The sequence below is a fragment of the Trinickia mobilis genome (genome assembly GCF_017315705.1).
GTDB classification, from domain to species: domain Bacteria; phylum Pseudomonadota; class Gammaproteobacteria; order Burkholderiales; family Burkholderiaceae; genus Trinickia_A; species Trinickia_A mobilis.
Genome location: NZ_JAFLRF010000002.1, coordinates 344,549 through 367,865 on the forward strand (window position 1 = coordinate 344,549; position 23,317 = coordinate 367,865).

The 23,317-nt window shown below is 61.9% G+C and carries 20 protein-coding genes and 1 pseudogene; 8 read left to right on the plus strand and 13 right to left on the minus strand.

Going from position 1 to position 23,317, the window contains the following annotated elements:
- Positions 1 to 4: 4 nt before the first annotated feature.
- Complete coding sequence (locus tag J3489_RS04415) at positions 5 to 517, plus strand: hypothetical protein (protein ID WP_206996474.1); 513 nt, start codon at positions 5 to 7, stop codon at positions 515 to 517.
- Between the two features lie 89 nt (positions 518 to 606).
- Here J3489_RS04415 and J3489_RS04420 read toward each other — a convergent pair.
- From J3489_RS04420 to J3489_RS04440, 5 genes and pseudogenes are all read right to left on the minus strand, one after another.
- Positions 607 to 860: pseudogene (locus tag J3489_RS04420) on the minus strand (DDE-type integrase/transposase/recombinase); the annotation flags it as partial.
- A 1,399-nt stretch (positions 861 to 2,259) separates the two neighbouring features.
- Entirely contained in the window at positions 2,260 to 2,781 is a 522-nt protein-coding gene (locus J3489_RS04425; RefSeq protein ID WP_206996475.1) for a DUF3331 domain-containing protein, read from the minus strand.
- A gap of 157 nt (positions 2,782 to 2,938) precedes the next feature.
- Entirely contained in the window at positions 2,939 to 3,187 is a 249-nt protein-coding gene (locus tag J3489_RS04430; RefSeq protein ID WP_206996476.1) for a hypothetical protein, read from the minus strand.
- A gap of 30 nt (positions 3,188 to 3,217) precedes the next feature.
- Positions 3,218 to 8,374, minus strand: coding sequence for a trifunctional serine/threonine-protein kinase/ATP-binding protein/sensor histidine kinase (locus J3489_RS04435; protein WP_206996477.1), 5,157 nt, complete (start codon positions 8,372 to 8,374; stop codon positions 3,218 to 3,220).
- Positions 8,375 to 9,049: 675 nt separating this feature from the next.
- Positions 9,050 to 9,607, minus strand: coding sequence for a response regulator transcription factor (locus J3489_RS04440; RefSeq protein ID WP_309491330.1), 558 nt, complete (start codon positions 9,605 to 9,607; stop codon positions 9,050 to 9,052).
- 917 nt (positions 9,608 to 10,524) lie between these two features.
- Here J3489_RS04440 and grxC point away from each other — a divergent pair.
- The 3 genes from grxC to J3489_RS04455 all read left to right on the plus strand — a co-directional run bounded on the left by grxC (position 10,525) and on the right by J3489_RS04455 (position 13,234).
- Positions 10,525 to 10,791: a glutaredoxin 3 gene (gene grxC, locus J3489_RS04445; RefSeq protein ID WP_206996479.1), complete on the plus strand. Its 267-nt coding sequence runs from the start codon at positions 10,525 to 10,527 to the stop codon at positions 10,789 to 10,791.
- A gap of 601 nt (positions 10,792 to 11,392) precedes the next feature.
- Positions 11,393 to 12,298, plus strand: a complete 906-nt coding sequence (locus J3489_RS04450) for a LysR family transcriptional regulator (protein ID WP_206996480.1) — start codon at positions 11,393 to 11,395, stop codon at positions 12,296 to 12,298.
- A 267-nt stretch (positions 12,299 to 12,565) separates the two neighbouring features.
- Positions 12,566 to 13,234 carry a response regulator transcription factor gene (locus J3489_RS04455; protein ID WP_206996481.1) on the plus strand — a complete coding sequence of 223 codons (669 nt, stop codon included), beginning with the start codon at positions 12,566 to 12,568 and terminating at the stop codon, positions 13,232 to 13,234.
- A 119-nt stretch (positions 13,235 to 13,353) separates the two neighbouring features.
- Here J3489_RS04455 and J3489_RS04460 read toward each other — a convergent pair whose 3' ends face one another.
- On the minus strand, positions 13,354 to 13,728 hold the full coding sequence (locus J3489_RS04460) for a VOC family protein (protein WP_206996482.1): 375 nt from the start codon (positions 13,726 to 13,728) through the stop codon (positions 13,354 to 13,356).
- Between the two features lie 203 nt (positions 13,729 to 13,931).
- Here J3489_RS04460 and J3489_RS04465 point away from each other — a divergent pair, with 203 nt between their 5' ends.
- From J3489_RS04465 to J3489_RS04480, 4 genes are all read left to right on the plus strand, one after another.
- Complete coding sequence (locus J3489_RS04465) at positions 13,932 to 14,525, plus strand: phospholipase D family nuclease (protein ID WP_206996483.1); 594 nt, start codon at positions 13,932 to 13,934, stop codon at positions 14,523 to 14,525.
- Between the two features lie 109 nt (positions 14,526 to 14,634).
- A complete protein-coding gene (locus J3489_RS04470) occupies positions 14,635 to 15,399 on the plus strand; it encodes a DUF169 domain-containing protein (RefSeq protein ID WP_206996484.1) in 765 nt (254 codons plus the stop codon).
- A 184-nt stretch (positions 15,400 to 15,583) separates the two neighbouring features.
- Positions 15,584 to 15,934 carry a hypothetical protein gene (locus J3489_RS04475; protein ID WP_206996485.1) on the plus strand — a complete coding sequence of 117 codons (351 nt, stop codon included), beginning with the start codon at positions 15,584 to 15,586 and terminating at the stop codon, positions 15,932 to 15,934.
- Positions 15,934 to 16,134 (plus strand): hypothetical protein, encoded by a 201-nt coding sequence (locus J3489_RS04480; RefSeq protein WP_206996486.1) that lies wholly within the window; start codon positions 15,934 to 15,936, stop codon positions 16,132 to 16,134. Before J3489_RS04475 ends, J3489_RS04480 begins: the two co-directional genes overlap by 1 nt.
- Before the next feature lie 64 nt (positions 16,135 to 16,198).
- Here J3489_RS04480 and J3489_RS04485 read toward each other — a convergent pair whose 3' ends face one another.
- The 7 genes from J3489_RS04485 to J3489_RS04515 form a co-directional block, all read right to left on the minus strand.
- The gene (locus J3489_RS04485) at positions 16,199 to 16,708 is read right to left on the minus strand and encodes a DUF1697 domain-containing protein (RefSeq protein ID WP_206996487.1); all 510 of its coding nucleotides are present in this window, start codon (positions 16,706 to 16,708) and stop codon (positions 16,199 to 16,201) included.
- A 152-nt stretch (positions 16,709 to 16,860) separates the two neighbouring features.
- Positions 16,861 to 18,360 (minus strand): efflux transporter outer membrane subunit, encoded by a 1,500-nt coding sequence (locus tag J3489_RS04490; RefSeq protein ID WP_206996612.1) that lies wholly within the window; start codon positions 18,358 to 18,360, stop codon positions 16,861 to 16,863.
- An 82-nt stretch (positions 18,361 to 18,442) separates the two neighbouring features.
- Positions 18,443 to 20,026 (minus strand): DHA2 family efflux MFS transporter permease subunit, encoded by a 1,584-nt coding sequence (locus J3489_RS04495; protein ID WP_206996613.1) that lies wholly within the window; start codon positions 20,024 to 20,026, stop codon positions 18,443 to 18,445.
- A gap of 243 nt (positions 20,027 to 20,269) precedes the next feature.
- A complete protein-coding gene (locus J3489_RS04500; RefSeq protein ID WP_206996488.1) occupies positions 20,270 to 21,373 on the minus strand; it encodes an HlyD family secretion protein in 1,104 nt (367 codons plus the stop codon).
- A gap of 87 nt (positions 21,374 to 21,460) precedes the next feature.
- Entirely contained in the window at positions 21,461 to 21,877 is a 417-nt protein-coding gene (locus J3489_RS04505) for a MarR family winged helix-turn-helix transcriptional regulator (RefSeq protein ID WP_206996489.1), read from the minus strand.
- 99 nt (positions 21,878 to 21,976) lie between these two features.
- Positions 21,977 to 22,399: a MarR family winged helix-turn-helix transcriptional regulator gene (locus J3489_RS04510; protein ID WP_206996490.1), complete on the minus strand. Its 423-nt coding sequence runs from the start codon at positions 22,397 to 22,399 to the stop codon at positions 21,977 to 21,979.
- Positions 22,400 to 22,534: 135 nt separating this feature from the next.
- Positions 22,535 to 23,272, minus strand: a complete 738-nt coding sequence (locus tag J3489_RS04515) for a Crp/Fnr family transcriptional regulator (RefSeq protein WP_206996491.1) — start codon at positions 23,270 to 23,272, stop codon at positions 22,535 to 22,537.
- Positions 23,273 to 23,317: the final 45 nt, after the last annotated feature.

A 23,317-nucleotide genomic window follows, 5' to 3' on the forward strand; every position in this document is an offset into this window, starting at 1 on the left:
TTCCATGCGGCACATCACCACGTCCGCCATCGCCATGCTCGCCGTTGCGATCGTCGTTGGCGTTCAACGCCTTTATCCGCGCACCGTGCGCCCCGAGCGCATGATCGTCTTTCCGCTGCTGCTGGTATTCTTCGGCGCCGACAGCCTGCACACCCTGTTTCCCAACGCCGATCCGGCATACGCGGCAGCGGCCGTGCTGGCGTGCGGCGTCGGCGTGCTGCTCGGCTGGGCGCACGCCGCGCGTTGGCAAGTGCAATTCGACGCGGCGAAGCGGCTCGTGCGCGTACCCGGCGACCCGAGCCTGCTCGCCATTCTGATGGTGACGTACGGTACGCATTTCTTCCTGCACTATTCGGTCGAAGCGCATCAGCCGTGGGCTGTGAGCGGCGTGTTCGAATTCTTGGCGTTTGCCGCGTGGGGCCTGCTTGCGGGCATGCCGCTCGGCCGTTCGACGAATGTGCTGTTGCGCTGCATGCGACTCGAAAACGAGCGCGGGTCGACGCCGACGCTCGGGTGATACGGATGCCCGCGTGCGCTCGTGCATCGGGAAAGGTTCTGTCGCAGTAAGGCAAGCGAGTCTAGCAAAGGCGATATGCTAAGGAAGACTTATGAAACCAACGAGCAAAATTGCCGGACGGCAGATAGCGGAGTTTTACCCGGACATTTCACCTGTCCTTTCTTGATCATGTGCATCAATTCGATGCCGCCCGGAATGACGCGCGCGCAGTTGAAATCCTTGAACCCGAGCATCGGCGGGTTCGACGTTTGATGGCCCGATGGTCCTGCTCGACGATGTCGTTCAAATACTCGACCTGGCGAACCTTGATGGGCGTCTCGCGCTCGGCATTCACCGCGTTAATGCGACAGAGCCGCCATCTCACCGAGCGGTTTGGGAGAACTATACGTAGGTGTAAGCCACACACTCGATAGTTGGCACTAGGATGCAAGGGCATCCCCTGCTGGGAATCGTCAGGTTCTTTTGAAGAAATGAAACGAATGAATTGTAGTCGCTCAACTATTCACTCGGCTATTTCACCTCGTATCTTTACGCATATGCCACGCTTAAATGAAAATTATCTTCGAAACATAGATTCAATGCGGGCTGCTGCGTTGGCCGTGTTCTGTCGTGCGCTTTTATTGCTGCTCGCAATTGCAATGTTTGGCGGCGACTTGCTTGGTCTGCTTGTGGGAGGTTGAAATGAGTGCTTTGACGCGATCTCACGTGCTCATTCTGGCGCACGAAATGCGATGCGCACGGACGACACGCCGTCAGAAAGCAGCGAAGGCGGCACTGGTGAGGCAAGGCGTGATGCCGCGTGTGCGGATCAGTGGGAGCTGGGTTCCGCCGCGCGTGAGCCCGCGTCTGCCGGCCAATGAGCTTCGGCGGTATGAATTCACCGGCCCCATCGACAGTCTGGATGGGAAACACCCACGAATCACCCGGCGCGCTGCGATCGTCATCGCTCTCGTCTGTATCTGTCTCGCGAACGCCCAACATTTTCCGAATTTCGAACTTGGAATTACGGCAGAAGCAGCTCCGCGCGCATCCGATGCCCACCAACGCACGTTTGGTGTATCGCGCGCCGGTGCGGGTTCGATACCCGCTTCGGCGTCGGACTCGACTAAAGCGAAGATGAGACGGCCACCTTCCTCGTGATCGCAAGCTCACTGATCGATCGTCGTGGCGTATTCCGCCTGCCCGAGCAAGTGGTCCGCCCGCGTCGCGGCTGCCGGCTTACTGCGAAAGATACAGGTCATGGAAATGTGCATTCAACAGCCTCGATAGACAAGATTTAGAGCCCGTGTCGGACTGGCCGCGCGGCGATACGCAGACGTCTCTGCGGGAAATGTCAGCAGGAGGTTTCACTCATGTTTCAGCCAATGTGCGCAATATGCCGATCCAGGCCAAAGACCGCGCGTGTAACCGTATTGCACGACGGGCAGCCCGTGTGTGTTGACGTCTGTTCCCTCCACTGCGGGCTATTGGTTCAACATCCGTGGCATATCTTCAGCGTCGAGCTTCAATCGAAAAGCCATCGCGTAAAACCCGTGAAATCTACTGATCTGCGAGACGGAGGCGTTACTCGATGAGGAAATGCTGATCACATCTCGTCGGCTACTGCACGGCCGCCCTGGACCGCCCTTTCAATGCGCTCGCCCGCCGCGCAGTCGGCGGACTGCTGTCCACGAGCCGGTGCGACACCGCACACCGACTCGCTCATCGATCGAACTTGCACATCCGGCGGGGCCCAGCCGAAGTCACCCACGCGACGTCCGTCGAGGCGCAAGTTGAGGACGATCGATGTAGGCGGCGAGGATCATCGCGGACCGATTCGACGTTCCGCCGCTCTTCATACACGGCCGAAAGATTGCATCACCGCGTCGTATCGGCGTGCCGCTCAGCACGCAGGTTCCCATTTGCTTGGCGATCCCCTTGTGCCAGAGCTGATATCCGTAACTGCAGCCGGTCGGGTCGCGCCACGAGAGGACAGCCGACGCGGAGCTCGGGCGTTCCAGAATCTCGATCGTGGCATTCATCCCGTAGCGGTCGTCCGAAGAACGGTCGCAGGGCGAAGTCGGGCGGCGTCGCATGCGACCCGCGGCGTCATCCCCTTCGCCGTCGCAAGCAGCGAGCGACCTCGTAATGTGCCCCCAGCGCAACGCCTGCTCGTTGTCCGACATGGCGACGCTGCGCGCGTCCGGATACGAGAAGTGACGGCCGGCTGGCCGCACGGAAGCCGGAGCATCGGTGGTCGACGAGACATCCGCCTGTTTAGCCATTGCACTCTCCGTCAGTTGGAAGAACCGCGTAAATAGACAGGCCCCGTTGCCCGCTTTGCGGTGACGCTATAGGAATTCGTCAAACTTCATTCCGCCGCCGCAAGGAAGCGACGAGCAGCGTCAGGCACGCGGCTAGCAAAGCGAGGTCATTCAGAAGTCACTGTTCGAGCAACGTCGAGATGATCGGAAAGCTCGACGGGCTCGTCAGCGTGATACCCGGCGTGCTGAAGACGAACGACGTCGTGAGGATGAACGTGCCGCCCGCAATCGCCGCGCCAAGCGCTTCACAGCCGAATATTAGTGACCCGCCGCGGACGCAACAACAATACATTGGTATCACGCGGCTCGAAGCGAAACGCTTCGCCGAATCCCTCGCCGGCATAGCCTTCGTCATGGCGATAAACACGCTATGAACTGCGCGATCAAATCCGTCGCGCTACGCCTGCTCGCCGCCGCACTTTTCCGACTCCGGGGGAATCGTGAATTCGAAAGCCGTTCCGTACGGCTCGAGCGAAATGAAGTGCAGCCGGCCCCCATGGCTTTCGACGATCGAGCGGCAAATCGAAAGCCCCATGCCCATGCCGCTTTGTTTTGTCGTGACGAAGGGCTGGAGAATGCGCGAAGCGAATGTCGGATCGATTCCACACCCCGTGTCCACGACTCGGACGAGAACGCCGCCTTCGCCGCAGCGGTCGGTCGACAGCGACAGCGACCGCGCTCTGTCTGTCACATCCGCCATTGCCTCGACGGCGTTCATCACCAGGTTCAAGATGACTTGCTGCAGTTGAATGCGGTCGCCACACGCCTCGCGCGAGTCGACGATGCGGCTCGCATCGAGAACGATGCCTCGGTCTTTGAGCTCGCGCGCCGTCAGGGCAAGCACTTGGCGAATCGCTTCATTGATGTCAAAGCGCGTCCGCTCGGGTACGGCCTTTCGCGCCATCGCACGCAATGCGTGGATGACATCGGCTGCGCGCGTGCTGTCGATGTCGATACGCTCGAACATTGCGCACGCTTCGGCGAGTTCGGGGGTCTCCCGCTGGAGCCACCTCAAGCCGGCGTTCGCGCAAGTGGCCATCGAAGAAAGCGGCTGATTGATCTCATGCACGATCGACGCGACGAGCTCGCCCATCGTCGTCAGGCGAGCGGCGTGCTCGAGGGCCGCACGCGCCTCTCTCAACGCGCTCTCGGCCGATTCGCGCCGTTGATTCTCTTCGACGAGGTCGGCGTATAGACGTGCATTCTCTATCGAAATGGCGGCCTGCGATGCGATCAACTGCAATATCGACGTCCGCTCGGCTGTGAATGCCCCCGAAGCGAGCTCGTTTTCCATGTACAGGATACCCACGAGCTTCGCCTGCTTCACCAGCGGCACGCACAGAACCGACCGCGCATGCCGACGGCGGAAGTACGCATCCCCCGCGAACGTGCTGTCGCTGGTAGCGTCGTCCAGCACGACCGAATTCAGCGTACGGGCAACCGTTTGCACGAGCGAGTTTGGCAGCTCCTCTCCGTTGACCGGATCGTGCCTGAGCACGACCTCGATAGGACCCAGACCGATCGAGGCCTCGGCCCGAATGGCGAGCGCAGCGCCCTCGGACAGTATCAGCAAGCAACGACAGGCGAGGGCATGCTCGAGCGAAATCGCCATGAGCGTCTCGACGAGCTTGTCGAGCACCATCTCGCCCGAGAGCGCTTGCGAAGCCTTCACCACCGTGCCGATGTCGAACAGTGGCGAAGCACCCGCGATCCACGCGCCTGACGCCTCGGTACCCGGCCGCGCCCGCATCTGAAAATAGCGACAGTCGAATTCCTTCACCTTGGCGTCGGCACCCCAAAGGGAATAGGCGTGCTTGGCGTTGCGCAGATAGGCACCCGCGATCGTGTCGAACCCGCGATCCGCGTAGAACTGTCCGGCCAATTCGGATGCGAGTGCCTCGTTGTGCACGAACTCCTGCTTGCGGGCATGCTGAATGGCCTCTTCATAGAGGCATTCCGCATCGATGAGCCGGCCCTCGTTCCTCGCGAGCTCAGCTTCCACGAGCGCGGCCCTGCCGGCGAAGTTTTCCGCACAGGTTTTGCGCCATGTGCAAAGTCTCGCGTAGTGCACCTTCAGCGCGCTCAGGTGCGTGTCTTTCTCGTTTTCGGGTGCCAGGCGCCACGCCGCAGCTCTCGCAAGCGAGCCGTAAAAATGGAAATCGGCCGACTCGAGAAACGAGCGGGACGAGCAATAGAGACCGCCGGCGGCCGTCTCCGCTTCTATCGCTCCGCCGGTATCGCCAAAGAGGACCCGTGTGGTCAGCACATGCGTCCAGAAGGCAAACGCGGCGATCGCCCTGTGCGATGTCGCCGCACGCCGGAAATGCGCGACCCATCGCTCGTCATACCCCGGATCGGCAGGTGAGCCGTCTCCCTCCGAGACGCCGCGCAGGCGCCGAAACATGAGAAGCTGAGCGAGAAGCGCATCGACGACGAGCACGAACTGCTTTTCTTTTGCAAAGGCGAAGCCTTTTTCCGCTGCTGCCTGCATGTGGTCGATCGGCTCACCCGCGAAGATCAGATTCGTCAAGAGATTGCGGTGCGAGTAGGCCTCGAAGGTCAGATCGCCGCTCTCCGCCGCAATCTGCAACGCCTGCTTCATGAACGCCTGCCCTTCCTTCGCCGGCCTTTTCCAAGGCAGAACGAGCGCGCCGAAAGACATCTCGACGCGAGCCTTGAACCTCGTCATGCGCTTTTCGTTGATCAGATCACGCGCCAGTTCGCCAAGCTTGAACGCGGTGTCGTAATCGGCGTAGCGGTACCCGAAAATCGCACAAACGTATGCATAGCACGACGCGTCGCAATGCCCATACTCGAGGCTCAGGTTGATCATTCGCAGCCGCACGAGATCGTGAAGGTTCACATCGGTGAACAAGGCAGCGGGGACAAGGTCGGCAAGGACGTTCATTGCGCCGATCCAGGCCGGCTCGTGCATCGCGGGCAAGTCCCTCAAATCCTCGATCGTTTGCCCGCCCAATTGCTCGAGCACGCGTGTGTGCTCGCGATCCACGTCATCGTCGGCAGGATGCAAAGGCAAGTGCATGCCCACTTGCCGGCAGAAATCGAGGCCCACTTCCAACGCCATTTTGGGGCGATCGACAGTGATATAGAGCGCCGCGCGCAGACGGGTCAACTCGGCGCGCAACGGCAGCGCGATCGGTCGGCGCGACAAGGCGTCGAATCGCGCTTCCGCGGCCTGCATGGCGCCGGTCAGGAATTCGCACTCGGCACGGTGCAGCTCGATCGCATGCGCCGTCTCGTCGAACTCGATGCCGGCATTGCCCTCGATGAGGCGTTCCGCGGTCGTCAGATAAACCAGGGCGCACGAATAGGCCGTCGCCGATTTGGCCCGCTGGCCCGCCAGCAGGTTGAGCCGCGCGAATTGCCGGCGTTCCTCCGCTACCGTGACAAGTGCGGCGCCCCGGTTGATCTGATTGACGGTTTCGAAAAGACGGTCACCGGCATGCGCCGTCGAGCCGAGCACAAGCAGGCGCCGCCCGATCTCCAGATGTCTCGCATCCCGTTCGACGTCGTCGATGCTGGCATACACCGTCTCCTGAATCCGGTCGTGCCAGAACGAATATCCGTCGTTCACTTGATGAACCAGATTGACGCGGCACGCCTCCTCGAGTACAGCGTGAACCCGCTCCTCCGGCTCGCCGGCCGCGGCGCTGAGCGTATCGCATGCGGCCCTGGTGCCGAGACAGGCAAGGCGCTCGAGCATGCTCCTCGTTTCCTCCGACAGCAAGTCCACTTTGCCGAGCATCAGATCGATAACGTTGTCGGCATACCCTTTTGCCCGAATCCTCTCGAGGTTCCAGGTCCAGACCTGCTGAGCGTGATTGAACGCGACGAGACGCTCGTCGGCCAGCGTGCTCAGAAATTGGACGGTGAAGAACGGGTCGCCGCCGGTCTTTTCGCTAATGAGACCTGCGAGCGGCATCGCCTCGTCGACCCGGCATTGCAGCGTTTCCGCGACCAGCTTCGCCAGATCGTCGAGCCGCAGGGGCGCGAGTCGAAGCGAACGGATTGGGGCTCCCGCCGATTCGAGCGTGCGCCATACTGGGTGTGCCGAGTCCACTTCATTGTCCCGGTACGCAGCGACCAGCAGGAAATGACGAATCTCCGAGTGGGTAAGCAAATACTCGACGACTGCCCAGCTTCCGCGATCGACCCATTGAACGTCGTCCAAAAACAGGACCAAGGGACGTTCGCGCGTGGCGAAGGCGCCAATCAGCCGCGCGGCGGTCCGCAGAAAGCGTGCCTTTTCAGCCGGCGGAGGAAGGTCGGCAGGCGCCGAGTGAGCCCCGACAATCAGCTCGAGGTCCGGAGCCAACGCCGCCAATATTGCCGCGTTGGGCCCGAGCGCCTGGAGCAGCCGCTCGCGCGACGCCTCGAAATCCGACTCCTCTTGAGCAAGCACGAAACGCACGAGGTCTCGCAGCGCCTGAGCAAAGCTCGCGTACGGAATGGTGCGTTTGACAGGATCGCACTTGCCGGCGGCGAACGCATACCCAGCGAGACGCACGTGATTGCCGAACGCCTGAACGAGCGTGGATTTGCCCGCGCCCGAGTAGCCGGATACAAATACGAACTCGGCCCTGCCCTCCTCGATCGTGCGGGCGAAAGCCGCTTGCAGCGTCGATACTTCGGTCTCCCGGCCGTACAGCTTGTCCAACCTCTTGAGTCGGTAAGCAATGTCGTATGCGTCGAGCGCGAACGCGCCAATGCTGCCATGTTCCCGCCGGACACGCTGGCAGCGCAGCAGATCGTCCAGCAGCCCGTCGACCGTCTGATAACGGCCCTCGGGTGTCTTGGCCAACAACTTCATGACGATCGACGAAATTTGCGGCGGAACGCTCGACACCACTTCGGACGGCGGCGTGGGCAGCCTTGCCACGTGCGAGTGGATACAGGTCATCGGATCCAACGCCGCAAATGGCGGCTCGCCTGTCAGCATTTCGTAGAACGTGCATCCAAGGGCGTACAGATCGCTGCGCGCGTCGACCGCCCGATTGATGCGCCCCGTTTGCTCCGGTGCCAGATAGGCGAAGGCACCCCGGGTTGCCCCCAGCGCGTCCGTTCCCTTTTGCTTGTCGAGCGCGCATGCGGTGAAGCCGAAGCCAGTCAGCCAGGCCCAGCAGTCGTCGCCTTGCATTCGCACAAGGACATTCGCCGGACGAATCCCGCCATGAATCAGCTCGTTATCGTGCAACGCCTTGACCGCTTCGGCGAGCGATATCGCCGCGGCAAGGAACTCGCGCGTAGCCAGTCCCCCGCCGCATGAAGCGCGCAGCGGCACGCCGCCGGGATCGTGCAGAACCAGCGCAATCTTGTCGCTCCACCGGGTCAGGCCAACAGGCAGCGCCGCCCGGCGAGGGTCGAGCCGGTCGCGGATCGCGAGTTCGTTCTGCAGGCACGCCAGGCTTCGCGCGCTTGGCTCGTCATCCGACGGTACGACGACGAGTATAAAGTCATCCCTGCGGCTACCACGATAGAGAACGAAGTCCCCTTCGTCGATGATTGAAAGGTGGTAATCCGAAATATCTAGCATGGTGAGCCGCGATTGTTTCGTCGCAATGAAGAAGACCGGCAGCGCCGTCCCTGGCGCTGCCACCCGCTGTAGGATGGCCTCCTATTACCGTTGTCGCCGACCGATCGTCGAAAGACGCTCATGCAAACGAGCCCGCTTCGAGCGGCTTTGACTCAGCCGCCCTATACATTGAATGCACAAGAACTTGCTGCCGCATAGCCCACCTTCACAACGTAAAGCAGTCGCTGCGGCTGGGCGGCCGATCACGACGTAGGCGAATGCGCGACTCAGCAATCGCGATGCCGCACCAAGTGAGCACCGAAAACTATTTCGGCGTGCATCGCACTTGAGATGACAGAGCGGCCTCGTGCGTGGTCCACCCCGTGATTGAGGAGTGAGGCGGCTCAAGCGGGTTCCTGGACAAAAGGCAACCGATACGGCTTGGTGTGAGTCGCGCTGGTGCTTCCGATGGTCAACTGAAGCGCCGTGCGCTCTCATTGTCACATGTGAATTCGGCATAGCGGAAGTTCGACGCGCGGCATAATTCTTATTCCTGTCGGGCATAATCGGGACGAACCAGACGAGCACGCCGTGAATCGTGCCGCCCGACGCGCTGGGCAAACGTGATCCGCACCTGCAAGCGCGCAAGGCGAACTGGTGCGAACGATGCGGCACCCTCTCGTGCAACCCCGGCCTCTACGCGCCGTCAAGTGCGACCGAAAGCCAATGCGCGATTACGGCAGTCGAGTACGGTTTCTCAAGCAGCACTAGCGCGCCATTGCTCATTACCTTCGCTTGCAGCGCAGGAGTCGGATATGCGCTGATGAAAATCGTAGGCGGCGCGACGCTTTGAGCGACAAGGTTCGCATGCATTTCCACACCCGACGCGCCCGACATAAGAATGTCGGAAATGAGGCACGCGGTATTGGCCGCCTCCCCGGAATCGAGAAACGCCTCCGCGGACTCGTATAGGCGCACTTGCCACCCCATGGACCGGACGAGGCTACCCAAGGCGAGACGAATTGCATCGTCGTCGTCGACAATCGACACAATAGGCGAAGTGTGCAAAATGGTACCCCCATCGACGAACGACGACGGCCGGTGCGCTCGTCCATGTCGTTTCTTACAGAGTACGCGCTGGCAGGATTTCCTGCGATGATACGTACGTATATATGGATTCGGCCGATAGCAGTGACAGGAAAAAAAAGAAACCCGTGATTCCCCGGTCGACGGCAGTACGGCCCGCTGCCGCACAGGAGGTTGATGTACGGGCGGCGGAAGGCGAAACGAAACACCGTTGGCTAGTAGAGCCGTCGAGACTGATCGAACGATGACAACGCTTCGAGGAGGCGATCACCGAGGGCGGTGATCCGCGTGGATCTTTCGTCCGGGTCAATGGAGACGAGCCGGCGCTGCACCAGCGCGTGAATCTCCTCTCTCCTGAGATCAATCGATTGTGACGCATGTTTGATTAGCATTAGGGTTGCGTACTCGTGCGGACTAAGCATGGTTGTTCACGGACCTTATTGGTTGCGTATGCTGCTCAGTCGGCACATAGATTGCCGACGCAGATGTCGCTGAGCTCCAAACGCGGCTGGCAGAAAGACTCAGCCGCGCTTTCGACTTTATATCTAGTAAGTGTTCCTAATCACATAATGAATTCGCGGGCATTCGCTTATGACGACGCTCGCCGATTTTGGAAATGCCACACCAAGAAAGCGGCGCGCCTTCTCTGGGCCTGGGCGCCGTGAAGAGCGCAATCCAATATTAGTGAACGGGAGACCGCCCCACAACATACTTAGGTATCGACGCGATCATCGAAACGAATCAAGGCATAAATGGCGAACTCGTCCCTCGGCCCGCTGATCGAGCCGTGAGAAAGGACGCACGATGAGTGAGTTGCGGATCGAGCGGCTCGCATGGCGACACTATATGCAGCGCGCCGCCGGATCGGAATCTTCGATCGACTCGAAAGATTGCTTACGCGTCTCACGCGGCAAGCGACGCGACGTTCGACGAGACGATCGAGGATGTTGTTGAACCTTCGGAACATTTACGGACGCGAGTCGCGCGCCTACAGTGTAGTCATGCCGCCGCTGGCGGCACACCTCACAGGCGGCAATCGATGCGTCGACGGCCGTTGACCAGACTTGAACCGGAGGAGATTACGTATGGCTTCGATCACGATCTACACGAAACCGACATGCCCTTACTGCGTCGCGGCCAAAATGCTGCTGCAAGCCAAAGGCGCGCAATTCATTGAAATCAGCGTCCAGGGCGACCGCGTTTTGGGTGAAGCGCTCCGGCAACGCACGGGGCGCCGCACCGTTCCGCAGATCTACATCGACGATCATCACGTGGGCGGTTTCGACGATCTGCGCGCGCTCGACGACGCGGGACGACTCGACGGCATGCTCGTGCGCGAGGCGCTCGCTTGAGTGGAGCGGCGAAAGCGCTCGCCGCTTCGCACCGCCTCTCGATGGGGTACTGAAGCGGTCATCAAGCCGCGCGTTTCGTCCGTGGCCTCGGTGCGAAGCACGTTGCCCATCGGCAGATTCGCAATCGCGCAACGAACTGCGCGCTCAAATGTTAGTGAGCGGGTGAACAACCCACAACGTACATAAGTATCGAACCGCTATAGGCGGTGAAAATGGCGACTTTCCGCCCCGCCACGTTTCGGTTCCGGGCTTGCTTTGAAAAGCACTGTTCCGAGAGATGTCCGCCGTTATCTCGACCCGACACATAGGTAGGTTGTCTCCAATGGCTCGCCTTCTTCGCCCCAAGCATTCCGGCGATCCCCGGGACATATCTGTGCTTGCGATCGGCAAGCTTGCGTCGCCGATGTAGCCGCTCGCTCCGCGTCCGGTACGCACATACGGATCCGATGTTAATACCGCCCCGCGCTCGCACGACATAGTGCGTATCGGCTGGCTATACCTGCGCACGAACGCCTTCCTGCGGCTCACTGTCATTCCCGTACGCGTTGACGACGCAAAAATTGAACCCCTGCTATTCGCTTTCTAAAAGAAGGACACGACAATGGACCGATTGACGGCGATGGAAACCTACGTATGCGTGGTAGAAACCGAGTCGTTCTCGGGCGCCGCGCGATTGCTTAACGTAGGACAGCCCGCCGTATCCAAGGCGATCGCGCAGCTCGAAGAGCGTCTGGGCATTCGACTGCTGCTTCGATCGACACGTGGGCTGACGCCCACCGATGCCGGCACGGCGTTTTATGAATGCGCGAAACGTGCGATCGGCGAAGTTGAGCAGGCCGAACTGGTGGCGCGCAGAGCCGCGACCAATCTTGCAGGCCGTGTACGCGTAAGCGCATCCGTCACATTCGGGAGACTGCACATCAACCCGGTGATTGGCCGGTTTCTTGACCAGCACCCGCATCTCTCGCTCGACATCATCCTCGACGATCGCAATGTCGACTTGCTCGAAGAAGGCATCGATATCGCGCTGCGCATGGGAACGCTCGACGTTTCGAACCTGACGGCGCGCAAGCTCGGCGAAGCCCCGCGGCTCGTCGTTGGCACGCCCGCCTACTTCGAGCGGGCGGGCGTGCCCGCCACACCCGCGGATCTGGCTTCCCATGAATTCATTACCTACAGCCAACCCCGCGGCGGAGGCACATGGACCTTCCGCCGCGACAGCTCCGAGGTGTCGGTTTCACTCTCCGGGCGGTTGTCCATTAGTGCAGCGGAAGGTGTACGCGAAGCGGTCTTGGCTAACCTCGGTGTCGCGGTGGCCTCCGAGTGGATGTTCGCGCCCGAGCTGAAGAGTGGCCGAATCAGGCCCGTCCTGACGGACTGGCGCCTACCGCCGATCGAGCTGTGGGCGGTCACCCCTGAGGGCAGGATGGTCAGCGCGAAGACGCGCGCTTTCATCAGCTTCGTCGAAGAGACGCTCGGGCTCACGAGATGCACCGATGCTGCGTAACCGCCACGGTTGCTTGCACGTGATCGTTGCACGGAGGTAAGGGCTCGTCGAACCCGGGATTTATGCCTGGCAGGAATGTATTTATGCCGCGCACCTGTCTTCTACTAAGCCGCGTCCGGATGCGACACTACTCGGCACACATGCCGCAGTCGGGCGTAGCATTGCGGCCGGAAACGTACCTCCGTCCCGAGCTTCGCGGCCACACGTCGCCCGACCATCAAGCCCGCCCTCGCCCCCTGTTGCTTCAACAATTCACGAGAAACCGAGATGCTCCCGAGATTCGTTTCGACGCAGACCAACGACCGGAAAAGGACATCGATCGTGTATGTCGTCGACGACGACGAGTCGACGCGGGTCTCGTTGAGCGGCCTGCTGCGCTCGGTCGGCTTGCGCGTCGAGACCTTCGGATCGTCGCAAGAGTTTCTCGCTTTCCCGAAGGATGACGTGCCCAGTTGCCTGATCCTCGACGTCAGGCTGCGCGACGAGAGCGGCCTTGCGGTCCAGCAGGAGCTTGCCGAGCGCGGACTGCGCATGCCGATCCTGTTCATGACCGGGTACGGCGACATCGAGATGTCGGTCAAGGCCATGAAAGCGGGCGCGGTCGATTTCTTCCCGAAGCCGTTTCGCGATCAGGACATGCTGGGCGCTGTCGCGCAGGCGCTGACGCGCGACAGCGAGCGGCTGGCGGCCGAGGAATCCAACGCGTCGTTACGCGCCGCTTACGACTCGCTGACGCTACGAGAGCAACAGGTGATGGCCTTCGTGGTGACCGGCCTGATGAACAAGCAAATCGCCTCGGAAATGCATCTGAGCGAGATCACCGTGAAGGTCCACCGTGGACACGCGATGCGGAAAATGACGGCAAGATCGGTCGCGGACCTTGTACGCAAAGCGGAAGCCCTCGGCATCAGGCCGCGTGAGACGAAAACGCGCTGATTCGGGTTCTGTCGCAGCGGACAGACGGAGCGCGCATGAAAAAGCCCCGTCCGTTTCCGGCGGGGCTTTGGGGTGATCGTCGCCGCTATCGGCTAATTTGGAGCGCGCAACCGGCGAATTCACGCGCCGCCGCAATACGCTTCGAGCCGATAGCCGTCAGGGTCGATCACGAACGCGGCGTAGTACGTCGCGTCGTATTCCGGGCGCAAGCCCGGCTTGCCGTTGTCGCGCCCGCCCATGCGCAACGCCTGCGCATGGAACTCATCGACGCGCTTGCGGCTCGCCGCGGCAAAACAGAAATGCAGGCCCGAGCGCATGTCGGCCGGAACCGGATGCTCGGAGGGCGTGATCCAGAGCCCGACTTCGTCGCGCCCGTACCCCAGCATGTCCGGCGTGTCGCGCAGGCACCGGTAGCCGAGCGGTGCAAGCGCGGCGTCGTAGAACGCCTTGGTCTTCGCGAGATTGCTAACGCCGATGGAAATGTGGTCGAACATGTTCACTGTCTCCTTGCCGTCAGAAAAGTGGTCGCGATCGGAACATCGCATTGGGCGCATACTCGCAAGCTCGGCGAAACGCCTCGCCGCATCGAGATGCACGCCGGACAACGATTCGATTATCGGCTCCATGCGACGTTGGCGCTTGGGGAAAATGGCTCAAGCGAAGCTATACTTTCGCCCCTTTCGTTGCCTCGCCTGAAATGAAATCTCACAAGAGCTTTGCCTACATCCTTGCTGCGATCATCGCCGTCAGCGCCGCTCATGCCATCGACGCAAAAACACCTTTTGTGGACTCGTTGCGGCTTTGGGCCGATTCGCAGGCAGCCCCGAGGCAGTTCGAGGCTGGAGCGACATACAAGCTTTGTTTCGTGCCGGACGGCAATAGTTGCCAAACGCTCATCGTCAGTGCGATCGAACAAACCCGGACTCGCTTGCGAGTGCAGGCGTACTCGTTCACTAGTTCTCCCGTCGCAGCGGCAATCAAGCGCGCGAAGGACAGAGGGGTCGACGTGAAGGTGATCCTCGACAAAAGCCAAGTCTCGCAACGGTACAGCAGCGCGACATTTCTTCGCAATGCCGGCATCGACGTCGTCATCGATTCCAAGCCGGCGATCGCCCACAACAAGGTGATGATTTTTGACGATTCCGCCGTGTTCACCGGCTCTTTCAACTTCACGAAGTCCGCGCAAGAACGCAACGCAGAGAATGGGATTCTGATTCGCGGGGATCGCGAACTCGCCAAGCTCTACACCGCAAACTGGAACGAACGCTATGCGGTTTCAGAGCGCTACTAGAAGCGACACCCGTGACTTTCAACCGACTTCTGAATTATCTTGCGAGCTGGCGCAAACTCGTACGGCGACACCTGTTTTTATCCGCGTGCAAATTTCCGGGAAGACGTCGATGAGAGAAGACCTTGAAAGGATTGCCTCCGATCTCGAGCGGCTGCTCAAGCTGCGCAGCCTTCCGTTCGGAATGACGCTTTGCGAACGGCGCGAGGATATGGAGGCGATTCCTCGTATCCGTCGGCCGAAGGCCATCCATACGCTGGACCAAATCGTCGGGCAAACTGCTCGATTGGGTTTTACTGTCGGGGTCACGGCCGAAGATTTGGTCGGATCGCAATGCCGAGCGGTCGTTGGCTTAGGAAGGGCCAAGGACGCCGAGTGGATCTCAGGCCGGCAGATGGCGGGCGTTTGGTACGCCACCCTTGAAGACTCCCGCGCGCATCAAGCAGCGATGACCTGCGTCCCGGACGGGAAGTACGAAGCACTCGTCGTGTCCCCACTGGCGGCCGGCCGTATCGACCCGGCAATTGCCTTGTTCTATGCGACACCCGGCGCAATGATGTACTTCATTAACGGATTGCAGTGGTCGGGCTACAAGCGGTTCGACTGGAGCGTCGTCGGCGAATCATCGTGTGCGGACTCGTGGGGGAGAGCGCTGAAGACCGGACTGCCGAGCCTGTCGATCCCCTGCTATGCAGAGCGAAGATACGGCGGGGTCTTGGACGACGAGATGTTGATGGCACTGCCGCCGGACACCTTGACGCAGGCCATTGCGGGCATGGAGGCCCTCGCGAAAAATGGTCTTCGGTATCCGTTCGCGCAGTACGGAATCCAGCAGGACGCTCGCGCGGGGATGGAGGTGAGCTATCCCAAGAAGTAAGCTGTATGGCCTAATATTGCCTGACCCGACGTGGGGAGCCGCGACCGCGGGGCTCGCCACAGCGACGAGCGAATTTCTTCGGCACCGACTCGGACAACGGACATCGGAAAAACATGACGCCTGTATATTTATACAGTATGCTACACGTCATTCGCCGAATTTGCCTTAAAGGTGGGGAGATAAGATGTTGCGAGTTCTGGGCGTAATGCTGCTGGCAAGCGCTTCCGTTGCCAACGCGGGCGAACACTACGTGGAAGTCTGGAACCCGCCCGAGGCCCGGCAAGCACTGCACGCCGGCAACCACGCCGCGCCAAAACCAAAGCCACATCGCGTGTCGGCACCCGCGCGTGCGGCAAAGGCGAAGCCGAGCCGCCCCGCAACGAGCACGGCAAAGGCAGCGAAGCATGTCCAGGCGGCGCATGCCGTATCTGTCAACACCGCTCCCCAAGTGCGGGACCTCCCGCCTCTGCTGACGCCAGAAGGCAATGTGCTGCGCGTCGGTTCGCAAGGCGCTCGGCCACAGGTGACCCGGTGATGGAAGCCGAACTCTATAACGGCTATTCGATTTGGGGGCATGCCATCCGGCAGGGCCAGGGGTACGTCGCCAGCGGCACGATTACGCGGAACAACAAGCTCGTTGAAACGTCGGGCGTGCTGGGTAGTTTCGAATCGGAGACAGACGCGGAAATCATGGGGCTCAACTGGTGCCGCGCCTGGGTAGACAACCACAGTTGATCTGAGAAGACAGTCGAGCCGCGCGGCCGCTCGGACGGCGAATACCCGTATCGATGGCGGCCGATTACGCGGCCGCCCACTCTGCAAGCGTCGCCACGGTGTTCATGTTGCGGGCGGTCCCGGTCTTGGCGGCCGGGATCTTCAATTTCGATTCGCCGATTCCGTTCGGATAGTGCACGTAGATCTCATGCGTGCCGAACGCCATTTCTTCCGATTGCAGGCCGCTTACGTTGGCGAGCGCATCGGCTGGCGGCGGCCCGTCGAGGAAGAGGGCGACCGTCCGGTTCGGCGCCGCCGACTTGAACGGATTCGCAGCGACAACCGCAGCCATTTCCTTTCCAGTGCGAATCAGCACGCCCACCGGCTTGCCCGCATAGTCCTCCAGACACCGCTCGAGTTCGGCTTTGACCGAAGCCTTCGAAAGCGCGCTTTCGAAAACCACGTTGCCGCTGGCGATATACGTCCTCACGTGAGCGAATCCTGCGGATTCGCACAGACTCCGCAGCTCCGACATGGGAAGCTTGCCGGTACCGCCGACGTTCACGGCGCGTAGCAGGGCGATATAGGTGGTCATGCGGGCATTCTATCGCCCCTTGTTCAAGCGCGGCTTGCCTCGAAGCTTTGGCTTGGATGAAACACCCCCACGCTCACCGCTTGCTTTGCATGGGACCGGAGTAAGCGCTAAAGCGCTAACTCCGGATCGACACGCTGCCCCCCGAGGGGGCGTCAGTACGCTTGCGGCGGCCGGGCGCGTACTGAGTTCGCGCCCGGCGCTTGCAAAGCGACTGTCGCCGGCCCAGCCGATGAAGCCTGATCTGTCTGCCCAGCCTCCCACCCGCCGCCAAGCGAGCGGTAAAGCGCGACCGCCGCCAGCGCATGCTCGCGCTTGGCCTGGTTGAGCGACTCCGAATCGCGCAGATACGCTTCCTGCGCCGTCAGCACGTCGAGAAAGTTCGCCGCCCCGCCCCTGTAGAGTTCATCGGAGAGATGCAACGCCTGGTTCGACGCATCGAGCGCGCCGCCCAGACGAACGACCTGATCCGAGCTGCTCACGATATCGCTGCGCGTGTCTTCCACTTCCTTGAGCGCTTGCAGCATCGTCTGCCGCAGCGCGAGTTGCGACTCGCGCATCTTGCTCTCGCTCTCGTTGATGTTCGCGGTGATCCGTCCGGCGTTGAAGATCGGGCTTGCGGCACTCAGCGCCGCGCTGAACAAGTTGTCGGTCAACGTGGGCAAGCCGAGATACGACGCCGCAAGCAAGCCGTCCGCGAGATTCAATTGAAATTGCGGATAGCGCTGCGCTCTCGACACGCCCACTTCATCGGCGCGCTGCTCGACGAGCGCATAGGCCTCGCGCACATCGGGGCGGCGCAGCAGTGCTTCGGACGGCAGCACCTGCGGCGCGCTTTGCGCCGGCACCGGAATCGGCCGCGCTTCGCCCAGCAGCAGACTGTCGACGCTTTCCGGTGTCCGGCCCGAGTACACCGCGATCAAGCTCAACTGATGCACGACATCGGACCGCACGCGCGGAATCTGCGCTTGCAGATCGCTCAACTGGTTCTGCGCACGCGCGACATCGAGCTGCGTCGACAAGCCGAAGTGCAAACGCTCCTGTGTGAGCTTGAGCGCGCGCGCCCGGATTTGCTCGTTGTCGTTGAGGATCTGCAGCTCCGCTTGCGCCCAGCGCAGATCGATGTACGCGGCGGCCGTATTAGCCGCGAGCGCGAGCCGCAGCTCGTTCAGCGCTTCCTCGCGGCCGGTCGTCTGCGCCTCGGCGGCCAGCACCGACAGGCGCTGGCCGCCGAACACGTCCGGCGTCCAGCTCGCCGCAAGGCCGAAGCCCGCCTCCTTGACGTAGCCAAGCGGCGGAGGCGTGTTGATGCGCTGATACGCGGCGTTCGCCGTGGCGTCGAGCTCGGGCAGCAGCGCGGCATGGCGCTGCGCGGCCACTTCTTGCGCCTGCTTCGCACGCTCCGCGGCCGCCTGCACGTCGAGATTGTCCTTGAGCACGGACGTCACGAGCTGGTGCATGACCGGATCGCCGAACTGCTGCCACCATTGATCGGCATTCGCGGCGTCCTGCGGCGCGGCGACATCCCACGTGTTCGGCGCTACCGTATGGACGGTCTGGGAAAGGTTGTCGTGGGCCGCAGGCGGCACAGCGCAGGCGGCGAGACTCAAAGCCGCGACCGCAGCGGCGATCGCATTGGCAAGCTTCGATTTCATCTCACCGCCCCAAGCGTACTGAAACGCCCCCTCGGGGGGCAGCGAACGATAGTGAGCGTGGGGGTTGTTCATATGGGATATCTCAGTGGGCGTCAGGCGGCGGAGCGGTGTCGATGCCGAACGGGCGCATGAAAATCACGCTCACCAGCGCCACCACGAAACACAGCGCCAGAGCAAAAAACGTGTCGGAAAACGTCAGGACCAGCGCTTCGCGGATCAAAAGCGAATGGAGCACGTCGAGCCCGGCGTTCGCGGCATTGAGCGCGTCGCCGCCCACCGCGGCCAGATGCGCAGTCTGCGATCGAAGGATCGATTCGACGACGGGCCGCCCGGCGCTCACGTGCTCGTCGAGCCGTTCATAGTGCAGGTTCAGCCGATCGTTGAGCATCGTGCTCGCCACCGCGATGCCGATCGCGCCGCCGAGATTGCGCATCAGATTGAACAAGCCGCTCGCCGACTTGAGCCGCGCCGGCGGCAGCGAGCCGAGCGCCATCGTGACGATCGGCGGAATGCAGAACTGCTGGCCGATACCGCGCAGCGCCTGCGGAATCAGCAATTGCTCCCAGCCCCATTGGTTCGTGAGCGGCACGTAGAGATAGCAGCCGACGCCGAATAGCACGAGTCCGATCGTCAGCAGCCAACGCATGTTGATCACTCGCGTAAGCAGCGCATACGCAACGAGCCCGAGCAACTGGAAACAGCCGACCGAAAGCAAAGCCATGCCGATCTGCAACGAATCGAAGCCGCGCACGCGTGCGAGAAATTGCGGCGTGAGGAACACCGTGCAGAAGATGCCGATGCCGGTGATGAAAGAAAGCAGGCTGCCGATGCCGAAATTGCGAATGACGAGCGCCTTCAGGTCGACGATCGGCTCTTTAGCAGTCAGCGCGTGGACGAAAAACAGAAAGCCGCAAATCGCCGAGATCCAGGTGCAGGCGAGAATCACGTCGTCGCCGAACCAGTTCTTGCGCGGCCCCTCTTCGAGCACGTACTCGAGGCAGCCCAAAAAGCCCGACATCAGCGCGATGCCCAGGTAGTCGCCTTTTTTCAGCAGCGAAATATCGGCCCGATCGAAGTCGACATAGCGCGGCACCATGACCGTCACCACGAGGCCCGGCACGAGGTTCAAATAGAAGAGCCAATGCCACGACCATTCCGACGTGATCCAGCCGCCGATCACCGGGCCGATCGTCGGCGCGAGGGTCGCGAGCGCGCCGATCGCGGTCGAGGCAATCACGCGCTGCTTGGGCGGGAACAGGACGAACGCGGTAGTGAACACCGTCGGGATCATCGCCGCGCCGAGCGCGCCTTGAAGGCCGCGGAAGAGGATCATCGAATTGATGTCCCAGGCGAGTCCGCACAGCATGCTCGTGATCGTGAAGCCCAATGCCGAGAACGCAAAGACCCAGCGCGTCGAGAACACGCGCGTGAGCCAGCCCGACATCGGAATCACCAGGATCTCGGCAATCAGGTAGGACGTCTGCACCCATGACAGCTCGTCCTGGCTCGCGGACAAGCCGCCGCCGATGTCGCGCAGCGAAGAAGCGACGATCTGGATGTCGAGCGTCGCCATGAAGAACCCGAGGCACATTAGCGTGAACGCGAAGACTTTGGTCCGCATCGGCAGATCGGCGGGGTTGATGTGCGCGGGTCGCGTCGCGGTCATGGCCGGGGTCGCCGCTGTGCTCATGATGCCTCCCGTCCCCTAAGGGGACTTCCTTCAGTGCGCCGGGCTGCCCCCTCGGGGGGCGCTTTGCATGGGACCGGAGTAAGCGCCAAAGCGCTAACTCCGGTCGACAGCGAACGAATGTGAGCGTGGGGGTCGTTCATGATGCCTCCCGCCGGGCCGCCCCAAGGGAGGCATCCGCCCCCTTGGGGGGCAGCGAACGAATGTGAGCGTGGGGGTCGTTCATGACGCGCGGCCTTGCGTGCCGCCGGCATCGACGTGAACCTTCACCGTCGCCGACAAGCCCGGACGCAGCACGCCTTGCATGTTCTGCGGCACGTCGAGCCGAATCCGCACCGGCACGCGCTGCACGATCTTCGTGAAGTTGCCGGTGGCGTTTTCGGCGGGCAGCACGCTGAAAGTGGCGCCCGTCGCCGGCGCGAGGCTCTCGACCACGCCGCGAATCGTGCCGCTCGACGCGTCGAGCGAAACCTCCGCCGCGTCGCCCACGTGCATCTTCTTCAACTGATCTTCCTTGAAGTTGGCATCGACCCACAGACCGTTCGACGGCACGACGGTCAAGAGCGACGCGCCCGTATTCGCGAGCAGGCCGACACGCGCGGTCCGGTTGCCGACATAGCCGTCGACTGGCGAGCGGATCGTCGTGTATTCGACGTTCAGCTCGGCGACGCGCTCGGCCGCTTGCGCCGTGGCGACCCGCGCCTCGCCATCGTTGATCTGCGCATCGAGCACTTCAAGCTGGCGCTGGGCCGCGATGAGCGCCGCTTGGCTGCCGTCGACGGCGGCATGGGCTTTGCCGAGGTCGGCGTCGGCACGCTCGACGACTTGGTTCGAAACGGCCTGGTCCTTCACGAGCTCGCGATATCGCTGTGCATCGGAGACGCTGCGCGTCAACTCGGCTTGCGACGAACGCACGTCGGCGGCCTGCACGTTGATCGTCGCCAACTGCAGCGCCTTCTTCGCCTGCAATTCGACGACCGCCGCCTTCGCGCCGGCGACGTCCGCTTGCGCCTGCGCGAGACGCGCGTCGTAGTCGCGCGCGTCGAGCCGGATCAGCACCTGGTTGGCGCTCACGTGCTGGTTGTCCTTCACGAGCACGTCGGTCACGAAGCCGCTCACGCGCGGCGCCATGACCGTGACGTCGCCGCCGACATACGCGTCGTCAGTCGATTCGATGAACCGGCCGACCACAAACCAATACGAGGCCGCTGCGGCCAGCACGACGACCACGGACAACACGGCGAGCAGCATCCACGGAATGCGGCGCGGCGCTTTGCTAACATGGGCAGCGCCTGCGGGCGCAACGGTGGACGGGGTTGTCGACATGATTAATGTGCGTATGCACTCCGTTGAATTGAAATAAAGCGCGACCGAGCGCGTCGAACCGAATTGCGATGTTTCAAAACGACCTTGCTATCCCTGCGTCAACGCGAACAACTCCCGCCGTAACGACGCCGCACGCTGCGTGCCGAAGCGCTCTTCGAACTCTGCTTGCGCGGCCTGCCACGGAATCACCGCGCTCGCGAGCCTTTGCACACCGAGTTCAGTCAGGCGGATCGACAGCGCACGCCGGTCGGACTCGGACGGCGCGCTCGCAATCAAGCCATCGCGTTGCAGCGGCTGAAGCGCCCGCACCAGCGTGGTCCGCTCCATCACCATCGCCTCCGCGAGGTGCGAAGCCGTCGACGGTCCAAAGCGCTTAAGCTTCGCCAGGATCGAGAATTGCGTCGTCGTCAATCCGACCCGCGCCAAATGCTTATCGTAGATATGGGAGACGTATCGGGCAGCTTGCCGAATCGCGAAACAATCGTCATCGGTAAGGGTCGGCATGTTTTCGAGCGAAGTTTATTAGTGCATATGCACACAGTCAAGGAAAAAATTAGCGGCCTGCGTAGGAATCATGGACCGCCTCGATCGGTGCGCGGCTTATTAGACCGTCATGCTGAACAGCTCCGCGCGCAGCGTCTTCGCACGCGCACGGCCGAACTTCTTCTCGAACTCGTCTTGCGCCGCGTGCCACGCGATCACCGCCTGATCGAAGATCTTTTCGCCGGCAGCCGACAAGCTGAGCACGAACGTCCGGCTGTCCTCCTCCGATGGCTTCGCGACGACCAGCCCGTCGCGCTGCATCGGCTTTAGCGCACGCACGAGCGTGGTGCGGTCCATGACCATCTGGTCGGACAGCTCCAGCATCGTGGACTCCGGCTTGCGCGCAAGCTTGGCCATGATCGTGAATTGGGCTGCGGTCATGCCGACCTGCGTCAGATGCCGCTCGTAGATCTGCGTGACATAGCGCGCCGCCTGACGCAGCGCGAAGCAATTGCATTCGTCGTAAGAGAGGGGTCTGTTCATGTCGGTACGTGCCGCGAACGCGGTGAACGCAGGGGCTGTTTCAATTCAGGCAGTTTATATGTGCGTACGCACATAGTCAAGGAGGCGCGCGGCGATACATGGCAAGCCTCCGCCATGGCAAACGGCGAGCAGCGCTCAGCGATGAGGCCGCGCGACCGCGTCCGGCATTGCCAGCGCCGTCAGCAGCACCGCATCGACGATCTCGATCTCAGCGTAGCGCAGCGTCAACGCGCCCTGCGTTTCGAATTGCCTGAGGATCTGGTTGATCGTCTGGCGCGACAACGCGAGCATCATCGCGAGGTCTTCCTGCGGCACCTTGAGCACCCGCCGCGCTGCGCTCGCGTCGCCGTATCCGCCCGCCATCAGCAAAAGCCGGCGCGCCACGCGCTGCGACGCGGGAAGCAGCGCCGTTTCCTCGATCCAGTTGAACATGAGGCGCAATTTCTGCGTCAGCAGCAGGCCGAACGCGTGCCAGTATTGCGGCGCGCGTTCGAGCAGCACGGCTAGCGCCGCGCGCGGCACGTGAAACAGTGCGGCATCGCGCTCGGCGTAGGCGTCGTGCGTGCGCGGCCTGCCGTCGAACAGTGCGATTTCGCCGAACCAATTGCCCGGCTCGATGAGCGCAAGCAACGCCTCTTTGCCCGCGAAGCTGGCCGCGCCGATCCGGATGGCCCCTTCCAGCACGCAATAAATGCCGTCGTCTGCGTCGCCGCGGATGAAAAGCCGGGCGCCGGCAGGCAGCCGCACGACGCGCCCCTCTTCGAGAAGTGCCGCGCGCAAGTCCGCGGGGCTCGCGCGGAACCACGCGCTCGCCGCCAGCGCGGAGGCAAGCGCTTCGCGATCGGCAGGCGTGTTGGCGCAATGGAATGTCATAGCATGGAGGCGGATGGAGGCGGAGACTGTCGGCTACCCGAATGT